We start from the raw sequence: 14,494 nt of genomic DNA, 5'->3' as shown, positions 1-14,494 counted from the left end.
ACGTCGTATCACCGATGCGCTCCGGCTCCGTTGGTCAGCCGCTGCGGAGCCGTGGTCGTGTACATGCCCCAGTGCTGCGGTGTCAGAGCCAGATCCTCCAGGCTCGCGTCGAGGAACATGCGGTTCCAGTTACCGCCTCCCCGGTCCTGTTCGATTCGTTCGCGGGTGTAGACCTCACGCACTTCCTCGGACATCCACGCCCGCATGTCGATCAGCGAGTAGTAGGAGGACAACGACTTCATGTGGATGAGCCAGTGCAGCCGGTCGGAACGGCCGAACGCCTCCTCGTACAGCAGCACCGTCACCCGGCCGGCCTGGTTGGTGTTGATGGTTCGTGCGACTTCCCTGGCGAACTGGCGCGCTTCGGAACGGAACTCGTAGGTGAGCTGGCCGACCCGGTGGATGAGCACTCCGCAGTTGGCGCTGTGCAGCAGGGTGTTCTCGTCCTGGGTGGGCACCTGTTGCGCGGCGGGTGGAACGATCGCGGGGGAACCCGGCTCGACCGCCTCGGGCTTGGCCGCGACATCCCCGTCGACCTCGGTCCCGTACATGCCGGTGAACTGGGGCAGCAGCACGGTCTCGCGGAGAGTGCCCTCCACGAACATGCGGTCCCAGGTACCTCCGCCCTTCTCGGAGGGGATGCGTTCCCGGGTGAAGATTTCGCGGAATCCCTCGTCCGCACTGCCCATCCCGACGAGGTACTCGTACTCGGCGAGCGACTTGACGTGGATCAACCAGTGGACGACGTCCTTGGTTCCGAAGGTCTCCTCGTAGACGAAGACCGAGGCGGTTCCCGCGTAGTTGACGTTGATGTACTCGGCGAGCTCACGTGCGAAGACCCGCCCCTCGGAACGGTACTCCGCCTTGAGCAGACCGACGCGTTCCACGATCACGCCGCAGTTCGCGGAGTGCAGAATGTCCGCCTCGTCGAGCGAGGTCTGGTATTTCGCCACCGGAATCGTGAACTCGGAGGACGATGCGGTGTTCGAAGTCATGCGGGACTCCTTTCTGGTTTCCGACCGAACGGCCGGAGAGAACTCAACCGGACGCGGCCGGGCGCAACACGGTGATCCGACGATCGAGCAGCTCGGCCGCGGAGGTCATCAACAACTCGGCGACTTCGTCGACGTGGCGCTGTCGTCTGTCCGCCATGCCCGCGTCGGCCGCGAACCTGTTGAACGCGCCCATGGCCTGCCCACAGTGGATTTGGAAGTTCACGCGCTCGGCGGACTCCCCGGTTATGGCGAGGCGATTAGTACGCGCGAACCACCAGCGGAAAACGCGCGCCATACGGTGGTGCGGGTCGCGCTCGGCGGATTCGAGTTCGTGGGGGCGCACCGCGGCGAGGTAATCGCGGGTCTGGTCCCAGACCTCCTCGAAGGAGAGCTTGAACCAGTTCCGCTGAATCGTCTCCGCGGTTCGCCGGTCGAGCTCCTCCAACGAACCGTGCTGCCGATAGAGCCGGTAGAGCCGATCGGCACGAGGCCCGAACAACGTTCCGCGCTGGGCCACCTGAACCCGCGCGCCGAGTTCGAACATGTCACCGGCAGGCGCGTAGGTGGTATCCTGCACGTCCAGCGAGGCGAGCATGTCCTTGACCTCCTCGGAGGTACCCGCCTCCGGCGTACACTGGTTGACCGATCCGGTCAGGACGAAATCGGCCCCCATCACGAACGCCGCGGCCAGCGCCTCGGGAGTCCCCAGACCTCCCGCCGCCCCCAACCGTGCCCCGGCCCCGTACCGCTCGGCGGCCGAGTCACGCAACCGCGCCATGGTGGGGAACAGTGCGGAAGCAGCCCTGCCGTCGGTGTGTCCCGCGGAATCGGCCTCCACGCACAGATCGTCGGCCAGCGGGAGCACGCGAGCGACCGCCGCTTCCGCCGCGGAGAGCTCGCCACGTTCGACCAACGACTTCACGATCTCGGGAGGGGCGGGCGCCAGGAATTCCTCGGCCACCTCCGGGCGCGACACCTTCGCCATGACGTGCCGTACCGCCACGGGCGTACCGTCGTCCGTCCGATGAGCCCCCGAGTACCGGAAGCGCACCACGGCGGGAGTGACACCGGTGAAGGCAGCCGCCTCGATCCGCGTCACGCCGTGGCGGAGGCACAGCTCGACCAACTCCCGCTCCCGATCGGGGGACTGCGGCGAGGCCAGCAGATTGACCCCGAAGGGACGATCCGCTACCGGGTCCTCGCACAACTCCGCCAGCGCCTTCTCCACCTCGGCGAGATCACACCCACCGGTTCCCAGGTAGGACAGCAGCCCGGCTCGGGACATGCGGGAGACCAGTTCCGCCGAAGCGATGCCGCGATACATGGATCCGGCCACGTAGGCGTAACGAACACCGTGCGCACGCCGGAACTCCGGGCTCCCCAGTTCCTCGGGCCGGAGTCGTCCGCTCGCGGTAACTGTGGTTCCGGGCTCCGCAGCGCCCTCGGAAGTGCCCGCGGCCGACGCGCGTCCCGGTCGCACCGTTCGGGCCGAGGGGGCGGAGTCGGGCCTGCCCGCCGCCGATCCGGGCTCATGGGAACGCCACAGTCCGCTCAGCACTCTCCCGGGCCCGAGTTCGACCAGTCGATCCACACCGCGTTCGACGAACAGCTCCATGACGTCGAGCCACCGCACCGGGTCCGTGATCTGCCTGGAAAGCACGTCGGCGACGTCCGCCGCGGACTCGTAGATCCTCGCCTCGGACCCCGCGACCACGGAGATCCCGGGGTCTTGGAAGGAGAAGCCGCCCAAGTACTCACGGAAGTCCCGTGCCGCTTCGGCCATCCAACGCGAGTGAAAGGGCGCGCTGACGTTGAGCCTGCTCGATCGGCCACGTCCGTCCGCACGCACGGCCTCGGCCACGCTGTCCAACGCCGTTTCCGGTCCGGACAGCACGATCTGGTCGACACCGTTGTGATTGGCGATGTCGAGCTCGTCCGTGAGCCCCAGCCCCGCGAGCAGCTCGCGCAGTTCGTCCACCCGGATCCGCAGCACGGCGAGCATCCCGCCGCCCCCGGCGCGGGACATCAGCTCACCGCGACGGCGTACCAGCCGCAGTCCGGTCGCGAGATCCATGCATCCCGCGGCGAACAGCGCGGCGAACTCGCCCACGCTGTGCCCCGCGACCATTTCGGGAGGCGGTTCGACGGAGCGGTTCGCCAGAAAAGTCAGGCACTCCACCAGGTAGATGGCGGGCTGTGCGTTCTCGGTACGGCGTAACCGCTCCGCCGGTCCCTCCGTACAGAGCTCCCGGAGCGGGAGGTCGAGAACACGCTCGGCCTCGGCCCACTCCGTCGGGAAGCGTTCCGGGAGATCGGCGGCCATGCCGAGGTGCTGGGCTCCCTGACCGGGAAAAACCCATGCGGCAGCGGATGTCGTGGGCACTGTTTCCCTCCTCGCGTACACCACGGACGGCAGGATGCGCGCGCTTTCACGTTTCGGAACGCTCCCAGGGAAACCGGCCGGTCCTGTTGTACTCCTCGATGCGCTCCGCCACCGCGGTCGAGGTGAACAACCGGACGAACTCGGCAACGGCGGCGCTTCCCCGCTCGGTTCCGATCGGACTCATCGGACGGACGTACCGCTTGAGCGATTCCACGGTGTCCGTGTCGATCCGCCTCAGTCGCAACAGCAGCCTGCGCAGCGCTGCCTCCGGGTACTCGGCGACCTCGTCCACGAGACGCGATCGCACTGCCTCGTCGGCGGAGACCGGAAGCGTGCTCAGCGTCATGGCATAAGCGGGTTGGAACCCCACCCGCCGGATCAGGAACGGCAACACACAGCACGGGAGCAGCCCCCACAGCGCTTCCGGTAAGCCGAAGGAGCTCCGGGGAGTCGCCCAGACGAAATCGCTGGCCGCGACGATCCCCACTCCACCGCCTATCGCCTTCCCGTCCACCAGGGACACCACGACGGCGGGAGTCGTGGTGAAGCGCTCCAGCAGCCGCCAGAACTCGGCGCCGCCCGTCTCACCGGTGTCCCGGGAACCGTCCCCCGCATCGGCAAAGTCCATACCGGTGCAGAACACCCCGTCGCTTCCCTCCACGAGCAGCGCCGGGCGCTCGGGGTCGCTCTCGGTCTCGTCCAGGGCGCGGTGAAGACCACGCAACAGTTCGGCACTGATCCCGTTCTGCCTCTCGGGGCGTGCCAGTACGGCACGCACCGCCCCCGGGACGCGTTCGAGCCGCACGGCTGGGGCACGGGCGTCCGCACCATCGGGAGGAGGAGTCGTGGATGTCATCACGCTCAGCTCCACCTGTAGGAGCGGTGAAATTCCTCGATACCGTCCAGCACCAGCAAACCTCTCCCCTCGAAACAATCCCGGTAGAGCGTTTCGTAGGCGCTCGTGTCCCCGTCGTGGTCGCGAACGCCGCACATCCGATTGCTCGCGAGATCACTGATCCGCTCGTACTCGGGCACTTCGAGCGGACGTCTGTTCGTCACGGCTTCGCCGATACCGCGACGCCGCACCCGCTCACCGGCACCCGCGGGCAGCACCGCGCTGTAGAACTCGGAGGCGCATCCCGACCCGTAGCTGAACATCCCGACGCGCCTGGGAGCGTCATCCGCCGTGTATTCCAGTAGCGAGCACAACGCCAGGTAGAGGGCGGCTCCGTAGACGTTGCCGACGTTCCTGCAGTGGATCAGGCCGTGTTCCACACGGAGGTGGAAGTCCTCCTCGATCTCGTCGCCGGAAGCACCGCCCACCTTGCGCAGCAGGGTGCGGTGGGCGCCCTTGACCATTCCAGCGAACGGTGTGTGCAGCACCAGCTGATCGAAAGTCCCCCGGATGTCGGCCTCCGGGACCCGGGAGCGATAACCGCTCCAGCACTCCTCCAGACAACGCAGGTAGGAAAGCAGCGACAGATCGGAATCACCCGATTCGAGATCCGGCCGGGGACGCAGGGTGTCCATGACCTCGTAGCTGCACAGCCCGAACGCACCGGCGTCGGGAAGCATCACCCTGGCATCCTCGCCGACCAACATCGCGACCGCACCGGCACCCTGCGAGGGTTCCCAGTAGGTGTCACGCGCGACGGCGGAAGCGGCGTCCGAGGCGATCACCAAGGCACGCCCTCCCCCCACCGGGTCGGCGGTCAACAGACCTATCGCCGTCCGCAGCGCAGCCGTGCCGCCGTAACAGGCGTGCTTGATCTCGAAAGACCGGCACGAGCGCGGAACCGGCAGGTACTGCTGCACGTAGGTGCTGATCGGCTTGCCGAAGTCCAGTCCCGACTCGGTTCCTATGATCACGGCACGAATCGATTCCCGTTGCGGCTCGGTGAGTTCGTCGAGGAGTGGGCGGGCGGCGTTGACCGCGTTGGACACCGGATCCTCGCACGGCAGATTCACCGATTTCGCGTGCATCTGCAGATTCTCGAAACGTCGCGTGTCCAGATCGCGTATGCGGAACAACGTGCGTACGTCGATCGACGCCCTTCCGACATAGGCGTTGATCGCCTCGACACCGATTCCCATGCTCTCCCCCACTCCCGCGATGTACTCCGCCGTCTCAGCTGTCGGAATGCAGGTACGGAACGAGCACGGTGTCCGACATGCTGCCGTCCACGAACAGGGACCCCCAGTTGCCGCCGCCCTTGCGGTTCGGAACACGCTGTTCGGAGAAGAGTTTGGCGAAAGCGGGGTCGTTGCGGGTGAGCTCGGTTATCCTGGAATAGTCGTCTAGCTCACGCAGATGAATCAACCAGGTGATGCGGTCCTGCCGCCCGAAAGTCTCCTCGTACAGCAGCACGGTGGCATAACCCGCGAGCCGTTCGTTGATGCTCTCCTGCCATTCGAAAGCGAAGTTCCTGGCCTCCTTGCGGAGCTCGTACCTGACATCCACGTCCCGCATCACGATGGCGCCCGCGGTGGCCGTGTTCAGCTGTTCGGAGGTCGGCTGCCCGGTCTGACAACGAGCCGGGTCGACGAAGTACCGCTCCGGAGGAGCATCGCCCTCCTCGGGTTCGCCCATGCCGTGTTGCGGGCATATGATGCGCTCCCGCAGTGTCTGCGGAACGAACATGCGCTCCCAGTTCCCACCACCCTTTTCCTCGGGCAGCCGATCGGAGTCGGATATCTCCTGGAAATCGCTGTCGTGATCCACCATCTCCAGCAACTCCTGGTAGTCGTGCGGAGATCTCATGTGAATGAACCAGTGCAGCCGATCGCGAACGCCGAACGCCTCCTCGTAGAGGAATGTGGATATCTTCCCCGCCTGGGAATTATTGAGATATCCCAGCAGATCCACGGAGAAGTCTCGCCCCTCCCTGGAGAACTCGTAACGCAGTTGCCCGGTTCGTTCCACGAGAATTCCACAGTCCGCAGAGTGAACCAGGTGATCCAGCGGAACCGTGGACTGGAGCCGCGCGGAACGCCCTGAATTCGCCGCCGTGAAAGCGGTGTCCTCTGATGATGTCGCCGACTTCGAACTCATCGCACCTCTCCAGCCGATCGGAAACGCCCGAGTACTTCCAAAGAGTGACGCTATGGTGATCGGCGAGGGATCGTCTGCTCAGTATTGAGCATCCGGAAGCGGCGGATCCGCTCGGACTCACCCGGACGTCTCACCCGAGGATCACTCCCGGTAATCGCGCCAAAAGAAAGCGGGAAGAGGCGGCCGGCCGCCACACGAGGATCGGCGGCGGATGCCGACGAACGAGCGGACTGCTCTTTTCGGACTTTCGGGTTACTTCTTTCGGAGCATCATCCGAGAAAGGGAGGCCAACGCGTGACCGGTGACCGGACTCCCGGAAAACCACCTGACCAGGAAATCCCGACCACGGCACTCGGTTCCCACTTCACCGAGGTCGCGGAAGACACAACCGAAAGCACTTCCAAAGATGGCCAACGGGACTATAGTGCGGGCTATGAGCATCACCGGAACCAGTATCGGCTACGCGGCCCTGCTACGAGGCATCAACGTCGGTGGGAACACCAAAGTCGGGATGCAGGAGCTGCGCGAGCTCGCCGGAGAGCTGGGGCTTTCGGACATACGAACCCACGTGAACAGCGGAAACCTCGTGTTCCGCAGCGCTTCGGACGACGGTCCGGCCCTTGCCGAGCAACTGGAGAAAGCCATCGAACAGCGCTTCGAACGAAAGGTCTCCTGCCTGGTACGGGACAACGCATACCTACGCAGAGTCATCGAGGACAATCCGTTCCCGGAAGCCGCGAAGCAGGGCAAGCTCGTCCACGCGACCTTCCTGTCCGAAACGCTCCCGGAAGAGCGGGTCGGGAGGATCGATCCCACGGACTTCCACCCGGAGGAGTTCCGCCTGGGGGACCACGTGATCTATCTGCATCTCCCGAACGGTATGGGAAGGTCCAAGCTGGCCGAAACGATGTCGAGCTCCACCGTCATGAAAAACGTAATCGGCACCACGAGGAACTGGAACACGGTGATCAAACTTGCCGAGATGACCGAGTAATGATACAGGAAGAATCGCCGACATCCCTCTCACTGAAATCGAAAACCCACCAGCCCACCCACCCTGGGGTCCGATCCGTGAAAAACCCGTGAAGAGATCAAGAAACACCGCACCCGATTCACTGTTTGCACCCGTTTACACCAACACCGCAATGTGACATACTGCGCAAAATAAAGCGCGACGAGATTGCGCGGAAACGAACCGATCGGAGTGTCAGGCTCCTGAAGGAGGCCAAACTGATGGAAATAAGGGTACTCGGCCCCTTCAACGCAAGAGTAAAAGAAATGTGCGTTTTACCGTCGGCCAACAAACCGAAACAAATACTCGCACTGCTCGCCCTCGCTGGTGGTGAAGGGGTTTCCATACCGGACCTCATCCAGGAGCTCTGGGGAACAAACCCACCACGGAGCGCACACAACACGCTGCAAACCTACATCCTGCGACTCCGGAGAAAGCTCGACGCGGCGCTGTCCACCGACGGCGTGACACGCCCCAAGGACGTTCTGGTGACATTCTACCGCGGTTACCGGCTGAACCTGGAGCAGGACGAGCTCGACGCGCACGGATTCGAGCACAAGGTCAGGGCCGGACGCCTCGCCGCGGAGTCAGGGGACGACGAAAACGCCTCCCGGCTGCTGGAAGAAGCACTGGGACAGTGGACAGGCCCCGCGCTGGCAGACATTCCGACCGGTTGCATCCTGGGGGCCGAGGCACGACGTCTTGAGGAGAACCGACTCACCGCACTCGAACAGCGGTTGGAAGCGGACCTCAGGCTGGGAAGACACCATCAGATTCTCGGCCAGTTGACCAGCCTCACCGCGCACCACCCGTTGAACGAGAACCTGCACGCGCTGCACATGGTGGCGCTGCACCGCTCCGGCCGGGCAGGGGAAGCACTGCGCGTGTTCATCCAGTTACGTGACTCACTGGTGAACGAACTGGGGATGGAACCCTCACATCGACTGCAACGCCTGCAGCAGGCGGTACTGCTGGCGGATCCGGTGTTGGACAGCAGGGAGTGCCTGTCCGACGCGCTGGCGAAGGCATAGGAACGATGCCCCGCGTGCTCACCCCTGGTGATCCGCTCCCGGTGAAACCACCGGCCCGGGCTCCGCGGCGGACGGAGGGGTACGGCGTCACCCGAGCGGACGGGTAGCGTCTGGACCCGTGAACGCGCAGGAATCGCTACGCCCGCTGGTGGGACTCCCGGGTGTGCCGGAGGCGGTCGACGCGGCGAGGGCCGCGATCGACGAGGTCCACGAACACCCGACGAACCGTAGGGGCTGGGCGACCACGGCGGCGGAGGCTTCGGTGCGTGCGGCACGTGCCTCCGCCGCGGTGGCCGGTGGGGCCACCGAGATCCCCGAGGGCGGCGAGGTCACCGATCCGCTGCTGGCGGGCTCGCTGCGGGCCGCCGAAGCGCTGGGCCCGCTGTTGCCGACCTGGCAACGCGCCCCGCTGCAGGCCCTGGCCCGACTGCACGTGCTGGCCGCGGCCGATCTCGTGGGGGCGGACGAGCAGGAACGTCTCGGCCGTCCGCGCGCCGACCCGGAGGTCTCGACACGGCTGGACCTGCTGGCCAGGATGGTCACCGAGCTCGGCGGGCAGGCGCAGGGCACGGTCCCCGGCCCGGTGCAGGCCGCCGTGGTGCACGGGGAACTGCTGGCGCTGGCCCCCTTCGGAGAGGTCGACGGGGTGATCGCGCGAGCGGCGGCACGCCTGACCGTGATCGGCAGCGGCCTGGACCCCAAGGGACTCGTCGTTCCGGAAGTGTCCCATTTTCGCAGGCAGCAGGAGTACGCTTCGGCCGCGGCCGGATTCGCCTCGGGCGAGAGCGATGGCGTGGCCGCCTGGATCGTGTACTGCTGCCGCTCGTTGGAGACCGGCTCCAAGGAGGCGAAGTCGATCGCCGACTCCGTCGGGTGAGCCGGGGTGGCGAAGTCGTACCAGGAGACGAAGGGTTGAGAGGTTGAAACGGATCCTGCTGGACTGCGATCCCGGCATCGACGACGCGCTGGCGATAGCCCTGGCGCACGGTTCGCCCGAGCTGGAGGTCGTCGGGATAACCACGGTGGCGGGCAACGTGGGGCTGGAGCACACCACGCCGAACGCGCTGAGCCTGACCGAGTTCTACGGCATGGACGTGCCGGTGGCTCGCGGCGCCGACCGACCGCTGCTGCGCGCACCGGACACCGCCTCCACCGTGCACGGCGCCACCGGCCTGGGCGACGTGGTGCTGCCCACGGCGAAGTCCGAGCCTGACACGCGGCACGCGGTGGACTTCATCATCGACACGGTCGCGGCGTCCCCCGGCGAGATCAGCCTGGTGGCCGTGGGGCCGCTGACCAACGTCGCGCTGGCGCTGCGCAAGGAACCCCGGCTGGCCGAGTGGGTGCGCGAGTTCGTCGTCATGGGTGGTTCCTACACGCGTGGCAACCTCACCCCGGCCGCCGAGTTCAACATCGGGGCCGACCCGGAGGCGGCGAGCGTGGTCTTCGACGCGCCGTGGGAGCCGGTGATGTTCGGGCTCGACCTGACGCACCAGGCGAGGGCGACCTCCGAGGTCAGGCAACGCTTCGTCGGGCTGGGGAAGTTGCAGGAGGAACTGCTCTCCCCCTGCCTGGACTTCTACGGCAGCAATCGGCAGTACCGGGACGAGGGGCCGGCCATCCACGACGCGTGCGCGGTGGCGCACGTGATCGCGCCGGAACTGTTCACCACGGTGCGGGCCCGGGTGGACGTGGAGACCTCCGGTCGGTTCACCTCGGGGATGACGGTCACCGACTTCGCCCCGGAAGCCGACCACAACGCGCTGGTGGCCACCGCGCTCGAGCAGCGTGCCTTCTGGGACCTGCTCACCGAGGCGTTCGGACGCGTGGCGAGCTCGATGCCGTGAGCCCGGAAGGGCCGAACGTGACCCGGGAAGGGCCTGGCTCCGGCGGGGTTCCGGAGTGACGAGGGCGACACGGGCGACGTAGCGGAATACTCCGTTCCGCCGTGGTGTCCCAACAGTCGTGAGCATGCTGTTCGAACCGATCAAGTTCCGCGACATCGAAATCAGGAACCGCGCCTGGGTCGCCCCCATGTGCCAGTACTCGGCCACCGAAGGTGTCCCGGACGACTGGCACCTGGTCCATCTGGGGCAGTTCGCCACCGGAGGGGCCGGGCTGGTGCTGAGCGAGGCCACGGCCGTGGTCCCGGAGGGCAGGATCAGCCCCGCCGACACCGGGCTGTACAACGACGAACAGGTCGCCGCGTGGCGCAGGATCACCGACTTCCTGCGTGCGCAGGGCGCCACGCCGGGCGTGCAGCTGGCCCACGCCGGTCGCAAGGCCTCGGCGAACGCTCCCTGGAACGGCGACGACGCCGTCCCCGAAACCGAGGGTGGCTGGCCGACGGTGAGCTCCACCGGCCGGGCGTTCGGGGAGCTGGCCGCGCCGCGCGCGCTGCGCACCGAGGAGGTCGCGGCGTTGCCCGCCGACTTCGCCGCCGCGGCCCGGCGGGCCGACGAGGCGGGCTTCGACGTGGTCGAGCTGCACTTCGCGCACGGCTACCTGGTGCACCAGTTCTGCTCCCCGCTGGCCAACGACCGCACCGACGAGTACGGCGGCGACTTCGAGGGCAGGACGCGACTGGCGCTGGAGATCGCCGAGGCGGTACGCGCGGTGTGGCCCACGGGCAAGCCACTGTTCGTGCGGCTCTCGGCGACCGACTGGGTCGAGGGCGGCTGGACCGGCGACGACTCGGTGCGGCTGGCCGAGCTGCTGGCCCAGCGCGGCGTGGACCTGATCGACGCGTCCTCGGGCGGAATCGAACCCGGGGTGTCCATCCCGGTCGGGCCCGGCTTCCAGGTGCCGTACGCGCGCCGGATACGGCAGGAGGCGGAGATCTCCACCGGGGCCGTGGGAATGATCACTTCCCCGGAGCAGGCCGAGGAGATCGTGGCCTCGGGGTCGGCCGACGCGGTGCTGCTGGCTCGCGAGCTGCTGCGCGACCCGCACTGGCCGCTGCACGCGGCCGACCGGCTGCGCGCCGACTCCCCCTGGCCGAAGCAGTACGAGCGGGCGGCGCGCTGACCGCCACCCCACCTGCCGGACACCGGCACGATCTCGGAGCGGCGCCTCGTACATTTCGCGTGAAATGTACGAGGCGCCGCTCCGAACATCAGCCGGTAGCGGTGGAGCTCCGTTCGTCCTTGAGCGAACCGCGAATCATCTCGCGGAGGTCCTCGCTTCCCTCGTGACACACTCGGACCGCCGGGGTGATCAACAGATTCAAAGGGGCTGTACCGCTTGGACGTGGAGCTGGACCGGGTGACCTTCCGGTACGGACGGCACACCGCGTTGCACGACGTCTCGTGGACCTTCGGGAAGGGAGTCAACGGCCTACTGGGGCCGAACGGCGCCGGCAAGACGACTCTGCTCTCGCTGCTCACCACTGTTTCCCTTCCCTCCGAGGGACGAATACTGCTGAGCGGGAACGACTTGGGCACCTCGCAGGGCCGCACGGCAGCACGAAAACTGCTCGGTTACGTCCCACAGCGGTTCTCGCTCGCCTCCGAGATGCGGACCCGTGACACGGTCGCCTACGCGGGATGGATCAACGGTCTGCCCGACGCGGAATGTCTACCCGCCGCGGAACGCGCTCTGGAATCGGTATCGCTGTCCGAATACGCACGCCTACGGGTGCGAAAGCTCTCCGGTGGCCAACGGCAACGTCTCGGTCTCGCGGCCGCTTTGGTGCACGATCCATCTGTCCTCGTGCTGGACGAACCCACAGTGGGCCTGGATCCGGGGCAGCGACTACGGCTGCGGGAGCTGCTCGGCGAGCTCGGCGAGCAACGAACCGTCCTGCTGTCCAGCCATCTGCTCGAGGACATCGCGCAACTGTGCGGGACCGTCGCCGTTCTCGCCGCGGGACGTCTGACCGGTCCGGACCGGCTCACCAATCTGGCCAGCTCGCTCCGCAGCGGCGCACCGATCGCGATCCGCCAGCTCGGTTTGCTCGGTGGTGTTTTCACCGGCAGCTACGTATTGGGCATGGTCCCGCTGGTGGTGCTGACGACTCTGACAGCTCATGCGGGAGGTCCTGGCCCGCTCCCAGTACTCACCGGCCTGTTGAGCGTGTTCACCGCCACCGCGGTCGGGTACTTCGCCGGTGTGCTGACGACCACAGCGTGGGTCAGCCCGTTGATATTGGTGCTCGGTTTTCTGGCGATCCAGCTCAACATGGCCAGCTCGGGCAATTTCCGCGCGATCGTCCCGGTCACGTACGACGGCGCCGGGGTGGGACAGACCGCCAATCTGTCCGTTGTCGGCTACCGCCTGGCGTTCCTGTTGCTGGTCACGACCGCGACAAGCCTCATGGCCTCCCGCGCACTGGCACGCTCACGCCGATGGAAGATCCCGTCCTGGAGCACCGGGGGACTAATCGTGCTGGTGCTCGGGATGTTGCTGGCGCCGCTCGGCACTGATCCCCGACTCGCCGAAGCGGCTTCCGAACCACCACGAACCTGCCGGACCGAGGCGGGGGTCCGCTACTGCGTACATCAGGCCCACCAGCCGGAGCTCGGCAAATTGATCGCTGCCGCTGAACCGGTCTATCAGGCCTACGGCAACGTGCCCACGCACGGTGAACAAGTCTGGGACAGTGCGCTGCTGGGCGGATCCCGGGCTGACTCGAGACCCGACGGCATCGTCGGTGTCGGAATCCGAGTCCGCACTGATATGGCCGGCTCTAAGAGGAGCCTGCAACGGCAGATCGCTTACGGGCTGGCCGGTTCTCCCGCCTGCGCGGTTCGGTTCCCCGAGCGTGCCCAACCCGACATGGCTCGTACCGTGCTCGAATCCCGACACCCGGCGGACATCGCCACTGAGCTGTCCTACTGGCTGGCGGGCCGTGCCGAACAGACCAGCGGCTTGCGCCCGAGGATCTCCGACATTCCGGCTTTCGGCACTGCCTCGAAGCAGGAGGTCCGAACCTGGCTCGCCGCTCACGAACGGCGAATCACCGAATGCGCGCTGGACAGCAGACCATGACGACATTACGGCTTGTCCTGCTCGCGCGACGGGTACCTATGCTCCTGCTGCTCGTCGTCGCCGTAACAGGCGTGTCGTATGCGTTCTACCGCACTGCCATCAACGTCGATCTCGGTGTGAATCCGTTCGCCCGCCCGCACAAGATCCCCACTCCTGAACTGATCGCCGTGGTCACAGGCGTACTGGCGAGCGCGATACTGCGGCCACGCTGTTGGGAGTGGGAGCGGCTGGGTGGAATCAGGGTCAGACTGCTCGCTGTCGTGCTGGCCGCGACGGCCATCGCGCTGCCGGTGCTACCCGCACTCGTCGGAAAGCACACGATGCCCGCCGGAGTCGACCTCTGGTGGATACTGCCGAACACGCTCACGATGGGCGGGTTCACGCTGCTGCTGTCGGCGTTGCTGGGCCCCCCGCTCGGCGGGGCTGTGAGTATCGCCGGATACTTCGCCCTGGCGCTCACCGACAATCTGCTCACCAACGTCGAACCATATCTTCCCCTGACGATGTACCCGGCGCAGCACGGAAAGTGGGTTCCCGCCCTGTGTCTGGTGCCCACCGCGTTGGCTGTGCACTTCGTAACTCGAGGACTCAGCTCCTGGGCATACCGGCTCGAACGCAACAGCGGAACGTGAGCGGGCATCAGGAACAGCCAACGGGAAGGCACCGGACCGTTTCCTCCGCTCTCGAAATCGAGAACCGGGCGGTGGCGTCGCGGGCGCGGAAGCTCCGCACGGCGACGCCACCGCCCGTCCCCTACCGGATCCGTACGGGATTCCGGCCCCTCCCCAGGGGTGTTCGCGGGCTCGGCGCCGCTCCGGACGTCAGCCGGTAGCGGTGGAGCTCCGTTCGTCCTTGAGCGAACCGCGAATCATCTCGCGAAGATCCTCGGTGTCCTCGTGGCCGTGCACCGAGACCGCGTGCTCGGCCGCGGCCCGCACCACCTCGTTCTCCTCACCGGTGATCGTCAGCGTGCAGTTCACGACGCTGGGGGTTTCCCTGCAATCGGCGATCTTTCGCACCGTTCTCGCCTCC

The 14,494-nt window shown here is 66.5% G+C and carries 13 protein-coding genes; 7 read left to right on the top strand and 6 right to left on the bottom strand.

The window, feature by feature from the left end:
• Window positions 1-8: 8 nt before the first annotated feature.
• From J2S53_RS17365 to J2S53_RS17345, 5 genes are read right to left on the bottom strand one after another with little or no spacing between them, the layout of a single operon-like run.
• Window positions 9-995, bottom strand: coding sequence for a DUF6039 family protein (locus tag J2S53_RS17365; protein ID WP_456241848.1), 987 nt, complete (start codon window positions 993-995; stop codon window positions 9-11).
• 43 nt (window positions 996-1,038) lie between these two features.
• Complete coding sequence (locus tag J2S53_RS17360; protein WP_456241847.1) at window positions 1,039-3,378, bottom strand: PfaD family polyunsaturated fatty acid/polyketide biosynthesis protein; 2,340 nt, start codon at window positions 3,376-3,378, stop codon at window positions 1,039-1,041.
• Window positions 3,379-3,424: 46 nt separating this feature from the next.
• Complete coding sequence (locus J2S53_RS17355; RefSeq protein WP_456241846.1) at window positions 3,425-4,234, bottom strand: enoyl-CoA hydratase-related protein; 810 nt, start codon at window positions 4,232-4,234, stop codon at window positions 3,425-3,427.
• A gap of 5 nt (window positions 4,235-4,239) precedes the next feature.
• Window positions 4,240-5,472, bottom strand: coding sequence for a hydroxymethylglutaryl-CoA synthase family protein (locus J2S53_RS17350; RefSeq protein WP_456241845.1), 1,233 nt, complete (start codon window positions 5,470-5,472; stop codon window positions 4,240-4,242).
• Between the two features lie 34 nt (window positions 5,473-5,506).
• Window positions 5,507-6,430 (bottom strand): DUF6039 family protein, encoded by a 924-nt coding sequence (locus J2S53_RS17345; RefSeq protein ID WP_456241844.1) that lies wholly within the window; start codon window positions 6,428-6,430, stop codon window positions 5,507-5,509.
• A 433-nt stretch (window positions 6,431-6,863) separates the two neighbouring features.
• Here J2S53_RS17345 and J2S53_RS17340 point away from each other — a divergent pair, with 433 nt between their 5' ends.
• The 7 genes from J2S53_RS17340 to J2S53_RS17310 all read left to right on the top strand — a co-directional run bounded on the left by J2S53_RS17340 (window position 6,864) and on the right by J2S53_RS17310 (window position 14,094).
• A complete protein-coding gene (locus tag J2S53_RS17340; RefSeq protein WP_456241843.1) occupies window positions 6,864-7,424 on the top strand; it encodes a DUF1697 domain-containing protein in 561 nt (186 codons plus the stop codon).
• Window positions 7,425-7,708: 284 nt separating this feature from the next.
• Complete coding sequence (locus J2S53_RS17335) at window positions 7,709-8,473, top strand: AfsR/SARP family transcriptional regulator (RefSeq protein WP_456241842.1); 765 nt, start codon at window positions 7,709-7,711, stop codon at window positions 8,471-8,473.
• 118 nt (window positions 8,474-8,591) lie between these two features.
• On the top strand, window positions 8,592-9,350 hold the full coding sequence (locus tag J2S53_RS17330) for an oxidoreductase (protein WP_456241841.1): 759 nt from the start codon (window positions 8,592-8,594) through the stop codon (window positions 9,348-9,350).
• A gap of 43 nt (window positions 9,351-9,393) precedes the next feature.
• Complete coding sequence (locus J2S53_RS17325; RefSeq protein ID WP_456241840.1) at window positions 9,394-10,320, top strand: nucleoside hydrolase; 927 nt, start codon at window positions 9,394-9,396, stop codon at window positions 10,318-10,320.
• Window positions 10,321-10,438: 118 nt separating this feature from the next.
• Entirely contained in the window at window positions 10,439-11,500 is a 1,062-nt protein-coding gene (locus J2S53_RS17320) for an NADH:flavin oxidoreductase/NADH oxidase (protein WP_456241839.1), read from the top strand.
• 222 nt (window positions 11,501-11,722) lie between these two features.
• Entirely contained in the window at window positions 11,723-13,462 is a 1,740-nt protein-coding gene (locus J2S53_RS17315; protein WP_456242821.1) for an ATP-binding cassette domain-containing protein, read from the top strand.
• On the top strand, window positions 13,438-14,094 hold the full coding sequence (locus J2S53_RS17310; RefSeq protein ID WP_456241838.1) for a hypothetical protein: 657 nt from the start codon (window positions 13,438-13,440) through the stop codon (window positions 14,092-14,094). Before J2S53_RS17315 ends, J2S53_RS17310 begins: the two co-directional genes overlap by 25 nt.
• Window positions 14,095-14,283: 189 nt before the next feature.
• Here J2S53_RS17310 and J2S53_RS17305 read toward each other — a convergent pair whose 3' ends face one another.
• Entirely contained in the window at window positions 14,284-14,481 is a 198-nt protein-coding gene (locus J2S53_RS17305; protein ID WP_092980363.1) for a DUF1059 domain-containing protein, read from the bottom strand.
• Window positions 14,482-14,494: the final 13 nt, after the last annotated feature.

The organism is Actinopolyspora lacussalsi (assembly GCA_030803735.1).
Taxonomy (GTDB): Bacteria; Actinomycetota; Actinomycetes; order Mycobacteriales; family Pseudonocardiaceae; genus Actinopolyspora; species Actinopolyspora lacussalsi.
This window is presented reverse-complemented; position numbering and strand designations above follow the sequence as displayed.

Bases quoted from the DNA above. Each gene is read 5' to 3' on its own strand.
- J2S53_RS17365 (WP_456241848.1), bottom strand. From the start codon at position 995: ATGACTTCGAACACCGCATCGTCCTCCGAGTTCACGATTCCGGTGGCG.
- J2S53_RS17355 (WP_456241846.1), bottom strand. From the start codon at position 4,234: ATGACATCCACGACTCCTCCTCCCGATGGTGCGGACGCCCGTGCCCCA.
- J2S53_RS17350 (WP_456241845.1), bottom strand. From the start codon at position 5,472: ATGGGAATCGGTGTCGAGGCGATCAACGCCTATGTCGGAAGGGCGTCG.
- J2S53_RS17345 (WP_456241844.1), bottom strand. From the start codon at position 6,430: ATGAGTTCGAAGTCGGCGACATCATCAGAGGACACCGCTTTCACGGCG.
- J2S53_RS17340 (WP_456241843.1), top strand. From the start codon at position 6,864: ATGAGCATCACCGGAACCAGTATCGGCTACGCGGCCCTGCTACGAGGC.
- J2S53_RS17335 (WP_456241842.1), top strand. From the start codon at position 7,709: ATGTGCGTTTTACCGTCGGCCAACAAACCGAAACAAATACTCGCACTG.
- J2S53_RS17310 (WP_456241838.1), top strand. From the start codon at position 13,438: ATGCGCGCTGGACAGCAGACCATGACGACATTACGGCTTGTCCTGCTC.